The organism is Microbacterium sp. CGR1, from assembly GCF_051062835.1.
GTDB lineage: Bacteria > Actinomycetota > Actinomycetes > Actinomycetales > Microbacteriaceae > Microbacterium.
This window is the reverse complement of sequence record NZ_JAOTPG010000001.1, coordinates 254,826-269,841: the sequence shown is the minus strand read 5'-3', so window position 1 is coordinate 269,841 and position 15,016 is coordinate 254,826. Positions and strand designations below refer to the sequence as shown.

The window sequence follows — 15,016 nt, the reverse complement described above, 5'->3', positions numbered from 1 at the left end:
GATGGACGCTCTCTACACCGCCGAAGCACTCGCCACCGGAGCAGGACGAAACGGCCGCGTCGCCACGAGCGAGGGTCGACTCGACATCGACCTCGCCATCCCGAAGGAGATGGGCGGCAGCGGCGACGGCGCGAATCCCGAGCAGCTCTTCGCAGCCGGCTACGCCGCGTGCTTCCACTCCGCCCTGCAGACGGTCGCCCGCGCGCAGAAGGTGAAGATCACCGATTCGTCGGTCGGCGCCCGCGTGCAGATCGGCTCGAACGGCGAGGGCGGATTCGGCCTCGCCGTGCAGCTCGAGGTCGTCATCCCCGACCTCCCCCACGACCAGGCCCAGGCTCTCGCCGATGCCGCGCACCAGGTCTGCCCCTACTCGAACGCCACGCGGGGCAACATCGACGTCGCGATCACCGTCACCGACGACTGATCCGCTCGACACCATCCACCACGACAGATCCCACAAGGAGAACATCATGCGCGCCCTCACCCACGACACCTTCGGCGAACCGGAGCAGGTCCTGACCGTCACCGACCGCCCCACGCCCGAGCCCGGCCCCGGCCAGGTGCGGCTGCGGATCGTGCTCTCGCCGATCCACAACCACGACCTGTGGACGATTCGCGGCACCTACGGCTTCAAGCCCGAGCTCCCCGCAGCATCCGGCACGGAGGCACTCGGCATCGTGGACGCACTGGGCGAGGGCGTCGAGAACCTGACCGTGGGCCAGCGGGTCGCGACGGGCGGCACGTTCGGCGCCTGGGCCGAGTACGTCGTCGCGAATGCCGCAGGACTCATCCCCGTGCCCGAGTCGCTCAGCGACGAGAGCGCCGCGCAGCTGGTGTCGATGCCCTTCAGCACCATCAGCCTGCTGCAGTTCCTGGGCGCCGAGAAGGGCGATTGGATCGTCCAGAACGCGGCGAACGGCGCGGTGGGCCGCATGCTCGCTCAGCTCGGCGCGGCGCGCGGCGTGAACGTGATCGGCCTCGTGCGCCGTGCGGCGGGCGTCGACGAGCTCCGCGAGCAGGGCATCGAGAACGTCGTCTCGACCGATCAGGACGACTGGCGCGAGCAGGTCGCGACGCTGACCGACGGAGCCCACATCGCGTTCGGTGTCGACTCGGTCGGCGGATCGTCCGCTGGCGACGTGCTGTCGCTCCTCGGCGAGGGCGGCACGCTCGTCGCCTTCGGTGCGATGAACTCCCCCACCATGGAGATCGCCTCCGGCGACGTCATCTTCAAGCAGGCCACGGTCAAGGGCTTCTGGGGCAGCAAGGTCACTCAGACCATGGATGCGGCCACGCGCGGCGCCCTGTTCGGCGAGCTGATCCAGCGCGTCACGGAGGGCACTCTCACCCTTCCTGTGGCCGGCGTCTTCGACGCGGCAGACGCGGCGGACGCCGTGCGTGCGAGCAACACCGCCGGCCGCGTCGGCAAGGTCCTGCTGAAGTTCTGATTCCAGCGGGGCGCAGCGCGTCGGGGATTACTTGACAGCGGTAATTAATCCCGCCTACGCTGACGGTGACATCGAGATCGATCGAACACACCGGAGTGCGATGACCGACACACTGCGCCTCACCTGGGACGCCCCCGCCACCCTGTGGGAGGAGGCGACCCCGCTCGGCAACGGCCGCATCGGCGCCATGGCTTTCGGCGGTCCGGGCGGCCGCTACCAGCTCAACGACTCGACTGTCTGGTCCGGCAGCCCCGACGGGCCTGCGCGCGCGCTGCAGAACGTGCGTGCCCGCGGAGCAGGGCCCGAGCGCCTCGCTGAGGTGCGGGCAGCGCTCGCCTCGGGCGACGTACGGCTCGCCGAGGATCTCTTGATGGCATTCGAGGGTCCGTACTCGCAGGAGTTCCTCCCGCTCGCGGATCTGCACGTGCGGATCGACGGCATCGAGGCCGACCCCGAAACTCCCGCCAGGACCCTTGATCTCGACGCTGCCACGCTCATCGAGACCCTCCGCATCCCCGGCGGGCGCCTCACGCGCCGCTCCTGGGTGTCTGCACCGGCACAGGCACTGATCATCGAGCTCACCTCGGATGTCGAGTTCGACACGGTCGTCGAGCTGTCCACGCCCCTGCGCGGACGAGTCGTCGACTCATCCGACGCGCTGCTGCTCGACGTTCAGGCCCCGGTCGACGGCGCTCCCCTGCACGAGGAGTCTGTCGATCCGCCGCTGCGCTATGCGCGGGACGACGCGGACTTCGACGCGTACGCGGCCGTCGCTGTCGCGCTGAACTCGGACGGCGAGGTGCGTCGATCCGACGGCCGCGTCGTCGTCCACAGAGCCCGTCGCCTGCTGATCGCCCTGTCCACATCGTCGCGCGCCGGGTCGTGGTGGGCCGACGCCGACGGGGACTGGCGGACCGCCTCGCGAGAGACGATCCGGGATCGCGCGCGAGAGAGGGCGGATGCCGCGGCTCAGCGCGACGTCCGGGCCCTCCTCGCCGAGCACGTCGCCGATCGGCGACGCGTCACTCGCGCGCGATTCGCGATCGGCAGTCGACGCGAGGGCGCCTGGAGCGTCGACAGGGATGTCCTTCACGGATCCGATCAGCTGCTTCGTGCGACCGTCGCCGCCGAGTACGGCATGTACCTGCTGGCATCGAGTTCGCGCGCCGGCAGCCCTGCGGCGAACCTGCAGGGCATCTGGAACGACCAGCTGCAACCGGCATGGTCGTCGAACTACACGATCAACATCAACACCGAGATGAACTACTGGTCGGCGCCGGTGCTGCTCAGCCCCGATGCGCTCGAACCGCTCCTCGCTCTCGTCGAGCATCTCGCCGGCACGGGCACGGACGTCGCGCGCGAGCTCTACGGCGCTCGCGGATGGGTCGCGCACCACAACAGCGACGTGTGGGGGTGGAGCCTCCCCGTCGGCGATGGCCACGGCGCCGCGAGCTGGGCGATCTGGATGATGGGCGGGGTCTGGCTCACGCACAACCTCTGGGATGCCTACGAGTTCAGCGGCGATCGCGACCTCCTGCGCGAGCGGGTCTGGCCCGTCATGCGCGGCGCCGTCGAATTCTGCCTCGACTGGTTGGTCGCCGACGCCGACGGCGCGCTCCACACCTCGCCGTCGACTGCCCCGGAGAACTCGTATGTCGCCGCTGACGGCCTCCCCACCGCCCTCGGGCTGACGGCGACGTCGGATCTCGCGCTCATCGGCGCGCTGTTCGAGCGCGCCCTCGTGGCGATCGACGACCTCGAGATCGACGACGCTCTGGAGGCCGAGGTGCGCGGGGCCCTGGCCGCGCTCACCCCGCTGCAGGTCGGCTCCGACGGCAGACTGCTGGAATGGTCGGCCGAAGTCGAAGAGCACGAACCCCTGCACCGGCACCTCTCCCCCGTCGTCGGCCTGTATCCCCTCGACACCGTGACCCCCGAGGGCACGCCCGAGCTCTTCGACGCCTCGGTCCGCCTGATCGACGCGAGGGGCCCCGGCGCCATGGGTTGGTCCTGGGCGTGGAAGATCGCGCTGCGCGCCCGCGCACGTCAGGGAGACGTCGCCGCGTCGCTCCTCGAGGAGGCGCTGACGCCGTTCGACGGCGATGCCACCCGCCACGGACCGGTCGACGGCTCGGAATGGGGAGGACTCCTGCCCAACCTGTTCAGCACGCATCCGCCGTTCCAGATCGACGGCAACCTGGGCTTCCCTGCCGCGATCGCCGAGATGCTCGTGCAGAGCCACGGCGGACGGGTGCACCTCCTCCCTGCCCTCCCCCAGTCCTGGCGCCTGGGCGACGTGCAAGGCATCGCGGTCCGCCCTGGGCTCGTCCTCGACCTCTCGTGGAGCGATGGGCAGATGACGTCCGCCGCGCTCCACAACCACGGTTCGGAGGACAGGACGGTGCTCGTCAGGCTCGCCGACAGCGAGGCCATCGTCGATGTCGCGGCGGGCTCGACGACCGACATCGCGCTCCCTCTCGCCTCGGATGCGACGCCCATCGCGCAGGATGACCGACGTGCACGGTGACCTCCACGTCGTCGATGCGGCGACCACGCAGACCGAGCCCGACGACTTCGACGCCTTCTGGGCGGAGACGATAGCCGGGGTCAGAAGCCTGCCGCTCGACCTCACGGTCACTCCACACGCCACGCGACTCACCCAGATCGACGTGTTCGACGTCTCGTTCCGCGGCTTCGGCGGCACGCCGATCCGCGCCTGGCTCCGCGTGCCTCGCGGCGCCTCCGGGCCGCTGCCCGGTCTCGTGCAGTTCTTCGGATACGGCAACGGCCGAGGTCACGCTCTGCGAGATCTTCGGTGGGCATCGGCCGGGTACGCGCACCTCGTCGTCGACGCCCGAGGTCAGGGCCACGGTGACACGGATGACGATCACGCCGACGGCGGTCCCTCGGCGGGAGGGTTCCTCACCCGCGGCCTCCGCTCGCCGCAGGAGTACTACTACCGTCGCGTCTACGCCGACGCGGTGCGCGCGGTCGACGCGATCCGTTCGATAGAGCTGGTCGACCCGACTCGTGTCGGCACGGTCGGAGCGAGCCAGGGCGGCGGTATCGCCCTGGCGATCGCCGGGCTGGTCCCGGACATCGCCGTCGCGATCATCCAGGCACCGTTCCTCTGCGAGCTCGACCGCGCGGCGACGCTCAGCTCGGAGCATCCGTACTCGCTCCTGACGCAGTACTTCGCGGACCGCCGCAGCGACGCCGCCATCGCGCTCGACACGCTGCGCTACTTCGACGGCATCAACCACGCCAGACGGGCCACGGCTCCGGCGCTGCTGAGCACCGGGCTCCTCGACGGCATCGCCCCGCCGGAGACCGTGCTGCCCGCGTTCACCGCCTACGGCGGCGAGAAGCGCGTCGTGCTGTGGCCTCACAACGGGCACGAAGCCGGCGGCGACCTCGACGAGGAGAATGCGCTGGAGTTCGCGGCCGAGCATCTCATGACAGGCATCCCGACCCGCACAGCAGCGGATTCGCTACGATAGCCGACACGACCCGAAGGACCTGATGGACCACGACACCGCCGCGCGCACCACCCTCATCCGCTCGGCGTCCGATGCGGGATCCAGGGTCTTCGAGACGATCCTGACGCGCAGCCCCATCAGCCGCATCGACATCGCCCGTCAGACCGGGCTGTCGCAGGCCGCGGTCACCAAGGCGGTCGCACCTCTCGTGGCCGCCGGCCTGGTCGACGCCCCTCCGGCCTCGCAGCGCGACGGGACTCCCGGCCGGCCGGTGAGCCCGGTGTCGATCGTGCTGGAGTCGATGGTCATGATCGGCGTCAAAGTGAACGTCGACGAGATCATCGCCGTCGCGACGGATCTCGCGACCACCGTGCTCACGAGCACGAGGCATGCCCTGGCCGCCGACGATCCGCACTCCGTGATCGATGCCATCAGCCATGTCGTCGCCGAGCTCGAGCAGAATCTGGGCCTCGGAGCATCGGCGATCGCCGGCATCGGCGTCTCTGTGTCCGGCGACGTCGACAGTTCCACCGGAGTCGTGCGGGAGTCGAACATCATGGGCTGGACGGATGTCCCGCTCGGGGATCTGCTCCAGTCACGATTCCCCTGGCCGGTGACCATCGAGAATGACGTGCACGCTCTCACGATCGGCGAGCACTGGTTCGGCGTAGGCCTGGGCACAGCCTCCTTCGCGATCGTGACGATCGGTCGGGGCATCGGCAGCGGACTGCACCTCAACGGCGAGGTCGTGAGCGGCGCCTTCGGCGTCTCGGGCGAGATCGGCCATCTGCCCCTCGCCGACCCGGCTCTCGTCTGCCCCTGCGGCCGGCGCGGATGCGTCGAGGCGGCCGCCTCGACCGGAGCGATCGAAGCGGCCGTCTCGACGGCGCTCGGACGGCCCGTCGCGATCGACGAAGCCGTCGCACTCGCACACGCGGGTGACGCGGATGCGGAGACGGCGTTCCGTGAAGCCGCGCGCCTCATCGGCACGGCGATCGCGACTCTCGTGAATCTGACCGGGCCGGAGCTCGTGATCATCGGCGGAGAGGGCGTGTCCGACTTCGATCTCTTCGAGAAGACGCTGCGTGACGCGTTCGAGAACCACGCGTTCGGGGCTGCCGTGCGCTGCCGCATCGTCACCCGCCCGCACACCTTCGAGGACTGGGCACGCGGCGCCGCCGCCACCGCCATCCAGGCGCTCGTGCGCTGAGGCCCCACGACAGAGACGCCGACGAGGCGGATGCCGCGAAGCATCCGCCTCGAGACGCAGAGATGCGCGGGGCGGATCAATCCGCCCCGCGCATCTCTGACACGGCGCTCAGAGCGCGTCGTATAGGTCCTGCTGCAGCTCGAGGTAGCGAGAGAGCCCGAGACCCTCGAGGTCGGCGGCGTAGGCATCCCACGCGGCGTCGTCATCGATGTCGCGCTGACCCGTCACGAACTCCGCCTGCGCCTGCGTGATGTAGGTCGCGATGTTCGTCTGCAGCTCGGCGAGCTCCGCCGAGGTGTCAGGGTCCGGCCACAGCTTCTCGACGGGGAAGAGCATGCTCTCGTCGGGAGCGTAGGGCTCGTACTCCTGTGACGCGTTGAGCAGGCGACGCTCATATCCGTCGGGCGAGTACACGTCCTCCGGCACGACCTGCGAGTTGCGGTACTCGAGCGAGTCCCAGTACTGACCCATCGAGCGCCACGAGGCGTTCGAGGTCTCGTCGTACGTGAGCGGCTTGAACGTCGGGTCGAGCTCGGGGTCGAGCGCGACGTCGCCCTCGACGGCGGGCACCCACGCCTCGCCCTCGGGACCCATGGCGCCGAGACGGTCGCCTTCCTCTGTCACGAGGTAGTCGATCACCTTGATGGCCTGGATACGCTCCTCCTCGGTCGACTTGTTCGTCAGGGCGAACATGCCGAGCGGGCTGACCGGCGAACGGTAGGTGGCGAACTGCGTGCCGTCGGGCCCCTTGACCGGGGGCACGGCGTCGTAGTGCGTGTCTCGGCCGTCTGGCGAATCGGCTGTCACGATCTCGTACGGGTGCAGAACGGCTGCGGCCCCGAGGATCTCGCCGTCTGCGTTGTCGCCGAGAGCCCGCAGAGCCTCTCCATTCTGAGTGAATGACGCGGTGTCGATGAGCCCCTCGTCGGCGAGCGACGAGATGTACTGGAGGCCGGCACGCCATCCGTCGGTCGTCGCCGAGAGCGTGACCTTGTCACCGTCGAGCACCATCGGCGGCGGACTCGACGGCGAGCCGTACGGCGCGTAGGTGAACGCGTTCATGAAGTAGTTGATGACAGGCTCCGAGGCCGAGGCGCTGAGCGCCACCTCGTCGGGACGACCGTTGCCGTTGGGGTCGTCGTTCTTGAAGGCGCGCAGAACCTCGCGCAGCTCTTCCGTGGTCGTCGGCTGCTCGAGCCCGAGCTTGTCGAGCCAGGTGGTGTTCATCCAGAGCTTCGACGGATAGCTGCAGTGATAGCACTCCGTCCACTGCGTGATCGCGTAGATGTGCCCGTCGGGCGCGGTGACCGACTGCTCCCAATCCGGCTTCTCCTCGAACCGCTCCTTCAGGTTCGGCGCGTATTCGTCGATGAGGTCTTCGAGCGGCAGGAGCACTCCCTGCTGCCCGTACTTCAGGATCTCGCTCCGCGAGAAGGCGTCGACCCACGGCACGAGGAAGTAGGCGTCGGGGTAGTCGCCGCTCGCGAGCGACACCTGTCGCTTCTCTCCCGCGACGCTGCCGTCGTAGGTGGTCGTCTGCCAGTCGAAGTCGATGTCGAACTTCTTCTCGAGCAGCTGGGTGAACTCGTTCTCGGCGAGCGATCCGTTGTCGCCCTGCGGCCCGAAGGCGACGAGCTGACCGTTGTCGTCGCTGGGCGGCGTGCAGGCGGCGAGCGCCAGCCCCGTCGCGACGACCGTGACCGCTGCGATCGCGCCTCGTGTGATGCGTTTCTTCATTCCGGAATCTCCTTTGACCGGTTGAGGGGGTAGTGATGTGGATGGGTGTGGGCGTGTGGCGTCTCGCCGGCGGGTCAGCCCTTGACGGCGCCGACCATGATCCCCTTGTTGAAGTACTTCGCGACGAAGGGATAGGCGACGAGCATCGGCACGGTGGCGATGACGACGGTCGAGTACCGCAGCAGATCGGCGAGTTCGCGGCGCCGCAGCTGCTCTGCGACGTCGCCGCCACCGCCCGAGTCGTTCAGGATGAGCAGACCTCTCAGCACGAGCTGGAGCGGCTGCAGGTCGGCGTTGCGCAGGTAGAGCAGTGCGTCGAAGTACGAGTTCCACTGCATGATCGCGTACATCAGGGCGATCACCGCGAGCAGCGGCTTCGCGAGAGGCACGACGATCGTCCAGAGGATGCGCAGCTCAGACGCGCCGTCGAGCTGGGCCGCCTCGTACACCTCATCGGGCACGGACGACCGGAAGTAGACGATCGCGATGATCACCTGCCAGACGCCGATCGCGTTGGGCAGCAGCATCGACCACCGAGTGTCGAGCAGCCCGAGTGACTGCACCACGAGATACATCGGGATGACGCCGCCGCTGAACAGCATCGTGAAGACGACTCCGCCGGTGATTACCTTGCGTCCGAAGAGCTGAGCCCGTGAGAGGGGGTAGGCGATCGCGACAGTGCCGAGCACGCTGATCAGCGTGCCGACGACCGTGTAGAAGAGCGAGTTGCCGAATCCGCGGAGGATGGCCGGGTTGGCCAGCGCCTCTGCATAGCCGCGGAACGTGAATTCCACAGGCCAGAACAGCACCCGCCCCGAGGACACGGCCTGCGGGCTCGAGAACGAGCTCGCGACGATGTTGAGCAGCGGCAGCAGAACCACGAGCAGGAACACGGAGAGCAGGATGTAGGCCGCGACGATGAAGACCCGGTCGGCCTTCGTCTCCTTCACCTTGACGCCGCGTGCGAGCGGGTCCCGCTTGGGTCGACGCGACCTGCCCCTCGCGACGTCGCTCTCCTGAGTGAGGAGCGCCTCGGTATCGATCGTGGTCACCACAGTCCGTTTCCCGTCACTCGCTTGGACACCGCGTTCACCACGAGCAGCAGCACGAGACTGATCGCGGCGTTGAAGAGTCCGATCGTCGCTCCGAGGCTGAAGTTCGCATTGAGGATGCCCGTCTTGTACACGTACGTCGGGATGATCTCGGACGTCGAGAGGTTGAGCGCGTTCTGCAGGAGGAAGGCCTTCTCGAACCCGATCGCCATGATGTTGCCGACGCCGAGGATCAGGATGATCGAGGCCGTCGGCAGCAATGCCGGGATGTCGACGTTCCAGATCTTCTGCAGTCGCGAGGCGCCGTCTATCTTCGCGGCCTCGTAGAGCGAGGTGTCGACCGAGGCGAGGGCCGCGAGATAGATCACGGCGGAGTATCCGGTGGTCGTCCAGATGTCCGTCGCGACGTAGATGTGGCGGAAGAAGTCCGCGTCGGCGAGCAGGTCGACCTGGCCTGCGCCGAAGAAGCTGAGCGTCCGTCCGAGCAGGCCGACGCGCGGCGACAGCAGCAGGATCGTCATGGAGACGACCACGACGGTGGAGATGAAGTACGGCGCGTACGTCACCAGCTGGACGGTGCGAGTGAAGAAGCGCAGCCGCACCTCGTTCAGCGCGAGCGCGAGGATGATCGGCAGCGGGAAGCTCGCGATCAGGGTGTACGCCGCGAGAATGAACGTGTTGCCGACGAGCCGGGGGAAGACGGGGTTGCGGAACAGATTCGCGAAGTTGTCGAACCCCACCCAGGGGCTCCCCCACACTCCGTCGATCGGGTTGTAGTTCTTGAACGCGATGATGGCGTTCGCCATCGGCACGTACCGGAACACGATGAACCAGATCACCGGGATCAGCAGAAGCAGGTAGAGCTGCCAGTAGCGGCGCAGGCTGCGTGTGAATCGGGTTCGGACGGTGGAACGACGCGCGGTGGCGCCGGGAGGCCTCGGCTTCGAGACCTCCTCGGAGAGTGCTTGCTCAGCACTGAGCTTCATGATCGCCCTCCCAGGGCAGGGTTACTTTACGTCGTAATAAAACCACGACCCCGGCCAAAAGTAAACGACGGATTTCGTGGAGCCGATTTCGGATCCGCGCTTGCACACCCCGCGCAAACGTGGTTTATTGACGTTGTCAAGTAACTATCCGGAGGGTCTTCATCCCATGACTTCCCGTGTCGACACCGTTGTCGCACTCCGCGCCGCTGGCGTCGCCTTCGTCCTCGAGATCGCACAGCCGATCCCCCGCATCCTGCACTGGGGCGCTGACCTCGGCGCACCCACGCCGACCACGGCATCCGCGCTTCTACTGACCGCGGGTCCGGCACAGCTGAACAACTCCCCCGATGTGCCCCGCACCTTCTCCGCGCTGCCCACCGAGTACGAGGGCTGGTCTGGTATGCCCGGGCTCGCCGGTCATGCACAGGGGCGCGCGAGCACCCCACGGCCGCGCCTCAGTGCGCACGACGTCGAGATCGATGACGTGCGCGGCGGCGGCAGCATCGAGCTGCAGTTCGAGGACACTGTCACCGGCCTCCGCACGACTCTCCGCTATCGACTCGACGAGCACGGAGTCCTGGCCGTCGACACGTCCGTCGCCCGAGACGCGCGCCTCAGCCCCCGGCTCGGATCGACCGCCTACACGGTGGACGCCGTGCTCGCACTGATCCCGCTGCCGGAGCGCGCGACGGAGATCCTCGACTTCACCGGGAAATGGTGCCGCGAGCGCTCCCCGCAGCGGTCGCCGTTCGGCTTCGGCACGCATCTGCGCGCGGCGCATCGCGGCAAGCCGGGGCACGACTCCCCCTTCCTCCTGGCCGCCGGCACCGCCGGGTTCGGCTTCGGACACGGAGAGGTCTGGGCGGTCCACCTCGCCTGGAGCGGCGAGCAGCGCTACCTCGCCGAGCGACTCACCGAGGGCGCCGGGGCGTTCAGCTCGATCATCGGCGCCGGAGAGGAGCTGCACCCGGGTGAGATCATCCTCGAGGACGGCGACCACTACGACTCACCGACCGCGCTCTTCATCTGGTCGGATCGCGGTCTCGACGCCATCAGCGATCGGCTGCACCGGCGCCTGCGCGCGCGGGCATCGCACCCCCGCTCCCCGCGACCGCTCGTGCTCAACACCTGGGAGGCCGTGTACTTCGATCACGATCTCCCCCGCCTGACCGCGCTGGTCGAGCGCGCCGCCCAGGTGGGCGTCGAGCGCATCGTGCTCGACGACGGATGGTTCCGCGGGCGCCGCGAAGCGGACGCCGGACTCGGCGACTGGTACGTCGATGACGCGGTCTGGCCGCACGGACTCGGCCCGCTCGTCGACGTGGTGCGCAGCCATGGCATGCAGTTCGGGCTGTGGTTCGAACCCGAGATGATCAACCTCGATTCCGACCTCGCGCGCGCGAATCCCGAATGGGTCCTGGGGCCGGCCGAAGGTCTCGGCCCCGAATCCCGCTCGCAGCACGTCCTCGACATCGCGCGACCCGACGCGTACGAATATCTGCTCGGACGCATCGACGCGCTCGTCCGCGAGCACTCGATCGACTACCTCAAGTGGGACCACAACAGAGATCTTCTCGAGGCGGTGAGCCGAGGGGACGACGGCGATCGTCCGAGCGTGCACCGTCAGACGCTGGCGCTGTACCGGCTGCTCGACGAACTGCGCAGGCGTCACCCAGGACTCGAGATCGAGACCTGCTCGGGCGGGGGCGGCCGTGTCGATCTCGGGATCCTCGAGCGCACCGACCGTGTCTGGGCGTCCGACTGCAACGACCCGGTCGAGCGCATCCAGATCGAGCGGTGGACGCGCAGCATCGTTCCCCCCGAGCTGATCGGATCTCACCTCGGCGCCGCGCGTTCGCACACGACCTCGCGAGCGACGGATCTCTCGTTCCGCCTGATCGCCGCGCTGACGGCGCACGCGGGGATCGAGCAGGATCTGACAGCCGTCGACGAGACCGAGCTGGCGGTGATCACACGGTGGGCCGGCCTCTACCGCGAGTTCCGCGGACTGCTGCACAGCGGCAGAGTCGTGAACGCCGACCTCGCCGATCCGTCGACGTCGTTCGCCGGCGTGGTCGCCCACGATTCCTCCGTGGCGCTCTTCACCTGGAGCCGCTTCGCTACCTCCGCCGCAGGACAATCCGGGCGCGTGCGCTTCCCCGGACTCGATGCGACTGCGACGTACACCGTCCGGATCCGCGAGGATCTCGGAGCCGCGAGCCGGCACCAGGGCAACGACCCGGACTGGGTCGCGGATGCCGTCGCCGACGGCGTCGAGATCCCCGGCTCGGTGCTGGTCGTCGCGGGTGTTCCGCTGCCGACCCTCAATCCGCAGCAGGCGATGCTCGTCGAGGTCCGACGCTCCGACAGCTGACACTCCCCACTCTTCCTTCCCATCCCCACGACAGAGCAGTCGAACGAGAGGAAAAGCAATGAAGACCCATCGACAGAGAAGGCGAGCGGCCTCGATCACCGCGGCGCTCGCCGCGACCGCGCTCGCACTCACCCTCGCCCCCGGCGCGGGCTGGGCCACCGAGGCGACCCCCGACCCCTCGGCCTCGACCACGCCCGAGCCCGAGGCGACCCCGACCGAGGCCGTGACACAGCCACCGGAGGTCGAGGAGACCGAGAGCCCCGCTCCGAACGAGTCCCCGACGCCGACGGAATCGACGACCTCGCCCGAGCAGCCCCCGGCGAAGGATGCTCGACGCACCCCGCCGTCCGATGAGGGAATCTCGCCCCTGTCCGCCAAGCCCTACATGGGCTGGAGCAGCTACAGCATGCAGGTGTACGAGGGCGGCCAATGGATCACGGCCGACCAGATCATGGCGCAATCCGACGCCATGCACGACAAGCTGCAGGAGTTCGGATACGAGTACATCAACATCGACGCGGGCTGGAACGGCGGGCAGGACGAATACGGCCGCCCGACCCCCAGCACGACCCTGTTCCCCGACGGGCTCGATGCTGTCATCGATCATGTGCATGACAACGGCCAGAAGGTCGGGCTCTACCTGATCCCCGGGATGAGTCTCGAAACCGCGCAGAAGGCCCTCCCCATCTACAACGCTCCCGGCTGCACGACCGAGAATCTCCTCAAGCAGCCCCTCCAGCAGGGCGACTACTGGGGATTCGGCTATCGACTGGACTTCGACAACCCGTGCACGCAGAAGTACATCGACTCGATCGCCGACCTCCTCGGCGAATGGGGCGTCGACTTCATCAAGTTCGACAGCGTGACCCCTGGATCGGGCATCGGCGACCTGTCGATGGATGCCCGCGAAGAGGTCGCCGCCTGGTCGCAGGCGCTGAAGCGCAACGACATCTGGTTCGAGCTGTCCTGGGCCGTCGACATCAACTACGCCGACTACTGGAAGCAGTACGCCGACGGATGGCGCGTCGACTGGGACGTCGAGTGCTATTGCGGCGATGAGGCGCTGACCACGTGGGAGAACGTCGCGCGTCTCTTCCCGCGTCTCTCCGATTGGTGGCGCCACGCCGGCCCCGCCGGATGGAACGACCTCGACTCCCTCAACGTCGGCAACGGCAAGATGGACGGGCTCACCCGCGACGAGCGTCGCACCGCGACCACTCTGTGGGCGACGTCGGCTGCGCCGATGTACCTGGGCAACGACATGACCGACCTCGACCAGTACGGTCTGGAGCTGATCACGAACCGCGAGGTCATCGCCGTGAACCAGGCGGGCGTGCCCGCGCGTCCGGTCTCGACGGCGACGAAGCAGCAGGTCTGGTACTCGCTGAACCCTGACGGCACGTACACCGTCGCGCTGTACAACCTCGGTCGCGCCGACGCCGACATCACCGTCGACTGGTCCGACATCGGACTCGACGGATCCGCGAAGGTGCGCGACCTCTGGGCAGGCAAGAACCTGGGCTCCGAAGCAGACGCCTTCACCGCCGAGAGCGTGCCGATCCACGGAGTGCGTCTGCTGAAGGTGACCCCCGAGAAGCAGTCCGTGCTCACTGTCAACGACGACTCGCTTCGCGTCGGCTACGCCGGCGACTGGGTGCGCAACAACGGCAACGAGGTCCCCGCGACCTCCCAGCCGTTCACGGTCGCGGTGTCCGACACCCCCGGCGGCGGAACGCCCACACCTCCCGCAACCGGGCTCACGGTGACGCTGAACGACAGCGATTCCCGCATCGGCTACAGCGGATCATGGGGGTACAGCAACAACCGAGGGCTCGGCGATCACGCAGACGACGTGCACTATGTCGAGACGAACGGCGCGGCCTTCGAGTACACCTTCCAGGGCACCGGCATCCAGTACGTCACGGAGAAGCACGAATCCCAGGGCGAGGTCGAGGTGTATCTCGACGGTCAGATCGTCGAGACGGTCGACACGTCGCTGCCCGCCGCGGACGGCCGGCTGTCGCAGCAGGTCGTATACAGCGTGGCCGATCTGCCGAGCGGAAGCCACACGCTGCGTGTGGTGAAGAAGTCCGGGTCGTTCATGCTCCTCGACAAACTGGTCGTCACCCTCGACAGCCAGCTGAGCACCGCGTCGGGGGCGTTCAACAAGGCCGCGCCCGCCGACGTCACGGTCGATGTGCTGCGCGACCCGAGCGAGCTCGTATCGATCAGCATCGGCGGCGAGCCGCTCGAGCGCGACGTCGACTACACGCTGTCGGTAGCCACGGTGACCCTGACGTCGTCGTACCTCGCCACGCTCCCCGTCGGGGATGCGACGCTGGACTTCGGATTCTCCGGAGACCACCTCGATGATGTGCACGCCACGACCGCGGACGGCGATTCGGTGTCGTTCACGTTCCGTGGAACGGGCGTCTCATGGCTCGGCCCGAAGGGGCCGGACCAGGGCACGGTCGATGTCTACATCGACGGCGAGAAGGTCGAGAGCGTCGACACCCACGCCGACTCACGGGTCTCGAATCAGGAACTGTTCGCGGTCTCCGGGCTGAAGGACAAGGCTCACACGATCGAGATAGTGAAGACGTCGGGAGACGTGCTCCGCACGGATGTCTTCCGGTACACGGTCAAGAAGGTCGGCTGAGCGCTGACGGGGCGGGCTCCGAGCCCGCCCCGTCAGTTCTCCCGCACCCGGGTGCGGATGTCTGCACCCGG

General features: G+C 68.0%; 10 protein-coding genes. 7 read left to right on the top strand and 3 right to left on the bottom strand.

The features are described from left to right. Position 1: 1 nt before the first annotated feature. The 5 genes from OD997_RS01285 (at position 2) to OD997_RS01265 (ending at position 6,137) form a co-directional block, all read left to right on the top strand. Positions 2-424 carry an organic hydroperoxide resistance protein gene (locus OD997_RS01285; RefSeq protein ID WP_434330018.1) on the top strand — a complete coding sequence of 141 codons (423 nt, stop codon included), beginning with the start codon at positions 2-4 and terminating at the stop codon, positions 422-424. Positions 425-470: 46 nt separating this feature from the next. Next, entirely contained in the window at positions 471-1,448 is a 978-nt protein-coding gene (locus OD997_RS01280) for a zinc-binding dehydrogenase (RefSeq protein WP_434330017.1), read from the top strand. A 100-nt stretch (positions 1,449-1,548) separates the two neighbouring features. Next, the gene (locus tag OD997_RS01275; RefSeq protein ID WP_434330016.1) at positions 1,549-3,975 is read left to right on the top strand and encodes a glycosyl hydrolase family 95 catalytic domain-containing protein; all 2,427 of its coding nucleotides are present in this window, start codon (positions 1,549-1,551) and stop codon (positions 3,973-3,975) included. Then, positions 3,965-4,948 (top strand): acetylxylan esterase, encoded by a 984-nt coding sequence (locus OD997_RS01270; RefSeq protein WP_434330015.1) that lies wholly within the window; start codon positions 3,965-3,967, stop codon positions 4,946-4,948. The genes OD997_RS01275 and OD997_RS01270 overlap by 11 nt, the downstream gene beginning before the upstream one ends. 22 nt (positions 4,949-4,970) lie before the next feature. Beyond that, complete coding sequence (locus tag OD997_RS01265) at positions 4,971-6,137, top strand: ROK family protein (protein ID WP_434330014.1); 1,167 nt, start codon at positions 4,971-4,973, stop codon at positions 6,135-6,137. Between the two features lie 108 nt (positions 6,138-6,245). Here OD997_RS01265 and OD997_RS01260 read toward each other — a convergent pair whose 3' ends face one another. From OD997_RS01260 to OD997_RS01250, 3 genes are all read right to left on the bottom strand, one after another. Next, entirely contained in the window at positions 6,246-7,874 is a 1,629-nt protein-coding gene (locus OD997_RS01260) for an extracellular solute-binding protein (RefSeq protein WP_056509177.1), read from the bottom strand. A 74-nt stretch (positions 7,875-7,948) separates the two neighbouring features. Then, positions 7,949-8,926 (bottom strand): carbohydrate ABC transporter permease, encoded by a 978-nt coding sequence (locus OD997_RS01255; protein WP_056510167.1) that lies wholly within the window; start codon positions 8,924-8,926, stop codon positions 7,949-7,951. Continuing rightward, positions 8,923-9,912: an ABC transporter permease gene (locus tag OD997_RS01250; protein WP_082477787.1), complete on the bottom strand. Its 990-nt coding sequence runs from the start codon at positions 9,910-9,912 to the stop codon at positions 8,923-8,925. The genes OD997_RS01255 and OD997_RS01250 overlap by 4 nt, the downstream gene beginning before the upstream one ends. 166 nt (positions 9,913-10,078) lie before the next feature. Between OD997_RS01250 and OD997_RS01245 the strand changes: the two genes are divergently transcribed. Together OD997_RS01245 and OD997_RS01240 are read left to right on the top strand one after the other, a co-directional pair. Beyond that, a complete protein-coding gene (locus OD997_RS01245) occupies positions 10,079-12,286 on the top strand; it encodes an alpha-galactosidase (protein WP_434330013.1) in 2,208 nt (735 codons plus the stop codon). 58 nt (positions 12,287-12,344) lie between these two features. After that, positions 12,345-14,945 (top strand): X2-like carbohydrate binding domain-containing protein, encoded by a 2,601-nt coding sequence (locus OD997_RS01240; protein WP_434330012.1) that lies wholly within the window; start codon positions 12,345-12,347, stop codon positions 14,943-14,945. Positions 14,946-15,016 lie beyond the last annotated feature (71 nt).

Coding starts and splice junctions, on each gene's coding strand:
- OD997_RS01285 (WP_434330018.1), top strand. CDS start 2: ATGGACGCTCTCTACACCGCCGAAGCACTCGCCACCGGAGCAGGACGA.
- OD997_RS01280 (WP_434330017.1), top strand. CDS start 471: ATGCGCGCCCTCACCCACGACACCTTCGGCGAACCGGAGCAGGTCCTG.
- OD997_RS01275 (WP_434330016.1), top strand. CDS start 1,549: ATGACCGACACACTGCGCCTCACCTGGGACGCCCCCGCCACCCTGTGG.
- OD997_RS01265 (WP_434330014.1), top strand. CDS start 4,971: ATGGACCACGACACCGCCGCGCGCACCACCCTCATCCGCTCGGCGTCC.
- OD997_RS01260 (WP_056509177.1), bottom strand. CDS start 7,874: ATGAAGAAACGCATCACACGAGGCGCGATCGCAGCGGTCACGGTCGTC.
- OD997_RS01250 (WP_082477787.1), bottom strand. CDS start 9,912: ATGAAGCTCAGTGCTGAGCAAGCACTCTCCGAGGAGGTCTCGAAGCCG.
- OD997_RS01245 (WP_434330013.1), top strand. CDS start 10,079: ATGACTTCCCGTGTCGACACCGTTGTCGCACTCCGCGCCGCTGGCGTC.
- OD997_RS01240 (WP_434330012.1), top strand. CDS start 12,345: ATGAAGACCCATCGACAGAGAAGGCGAGCGGCCTCGATCACCGCGGCG.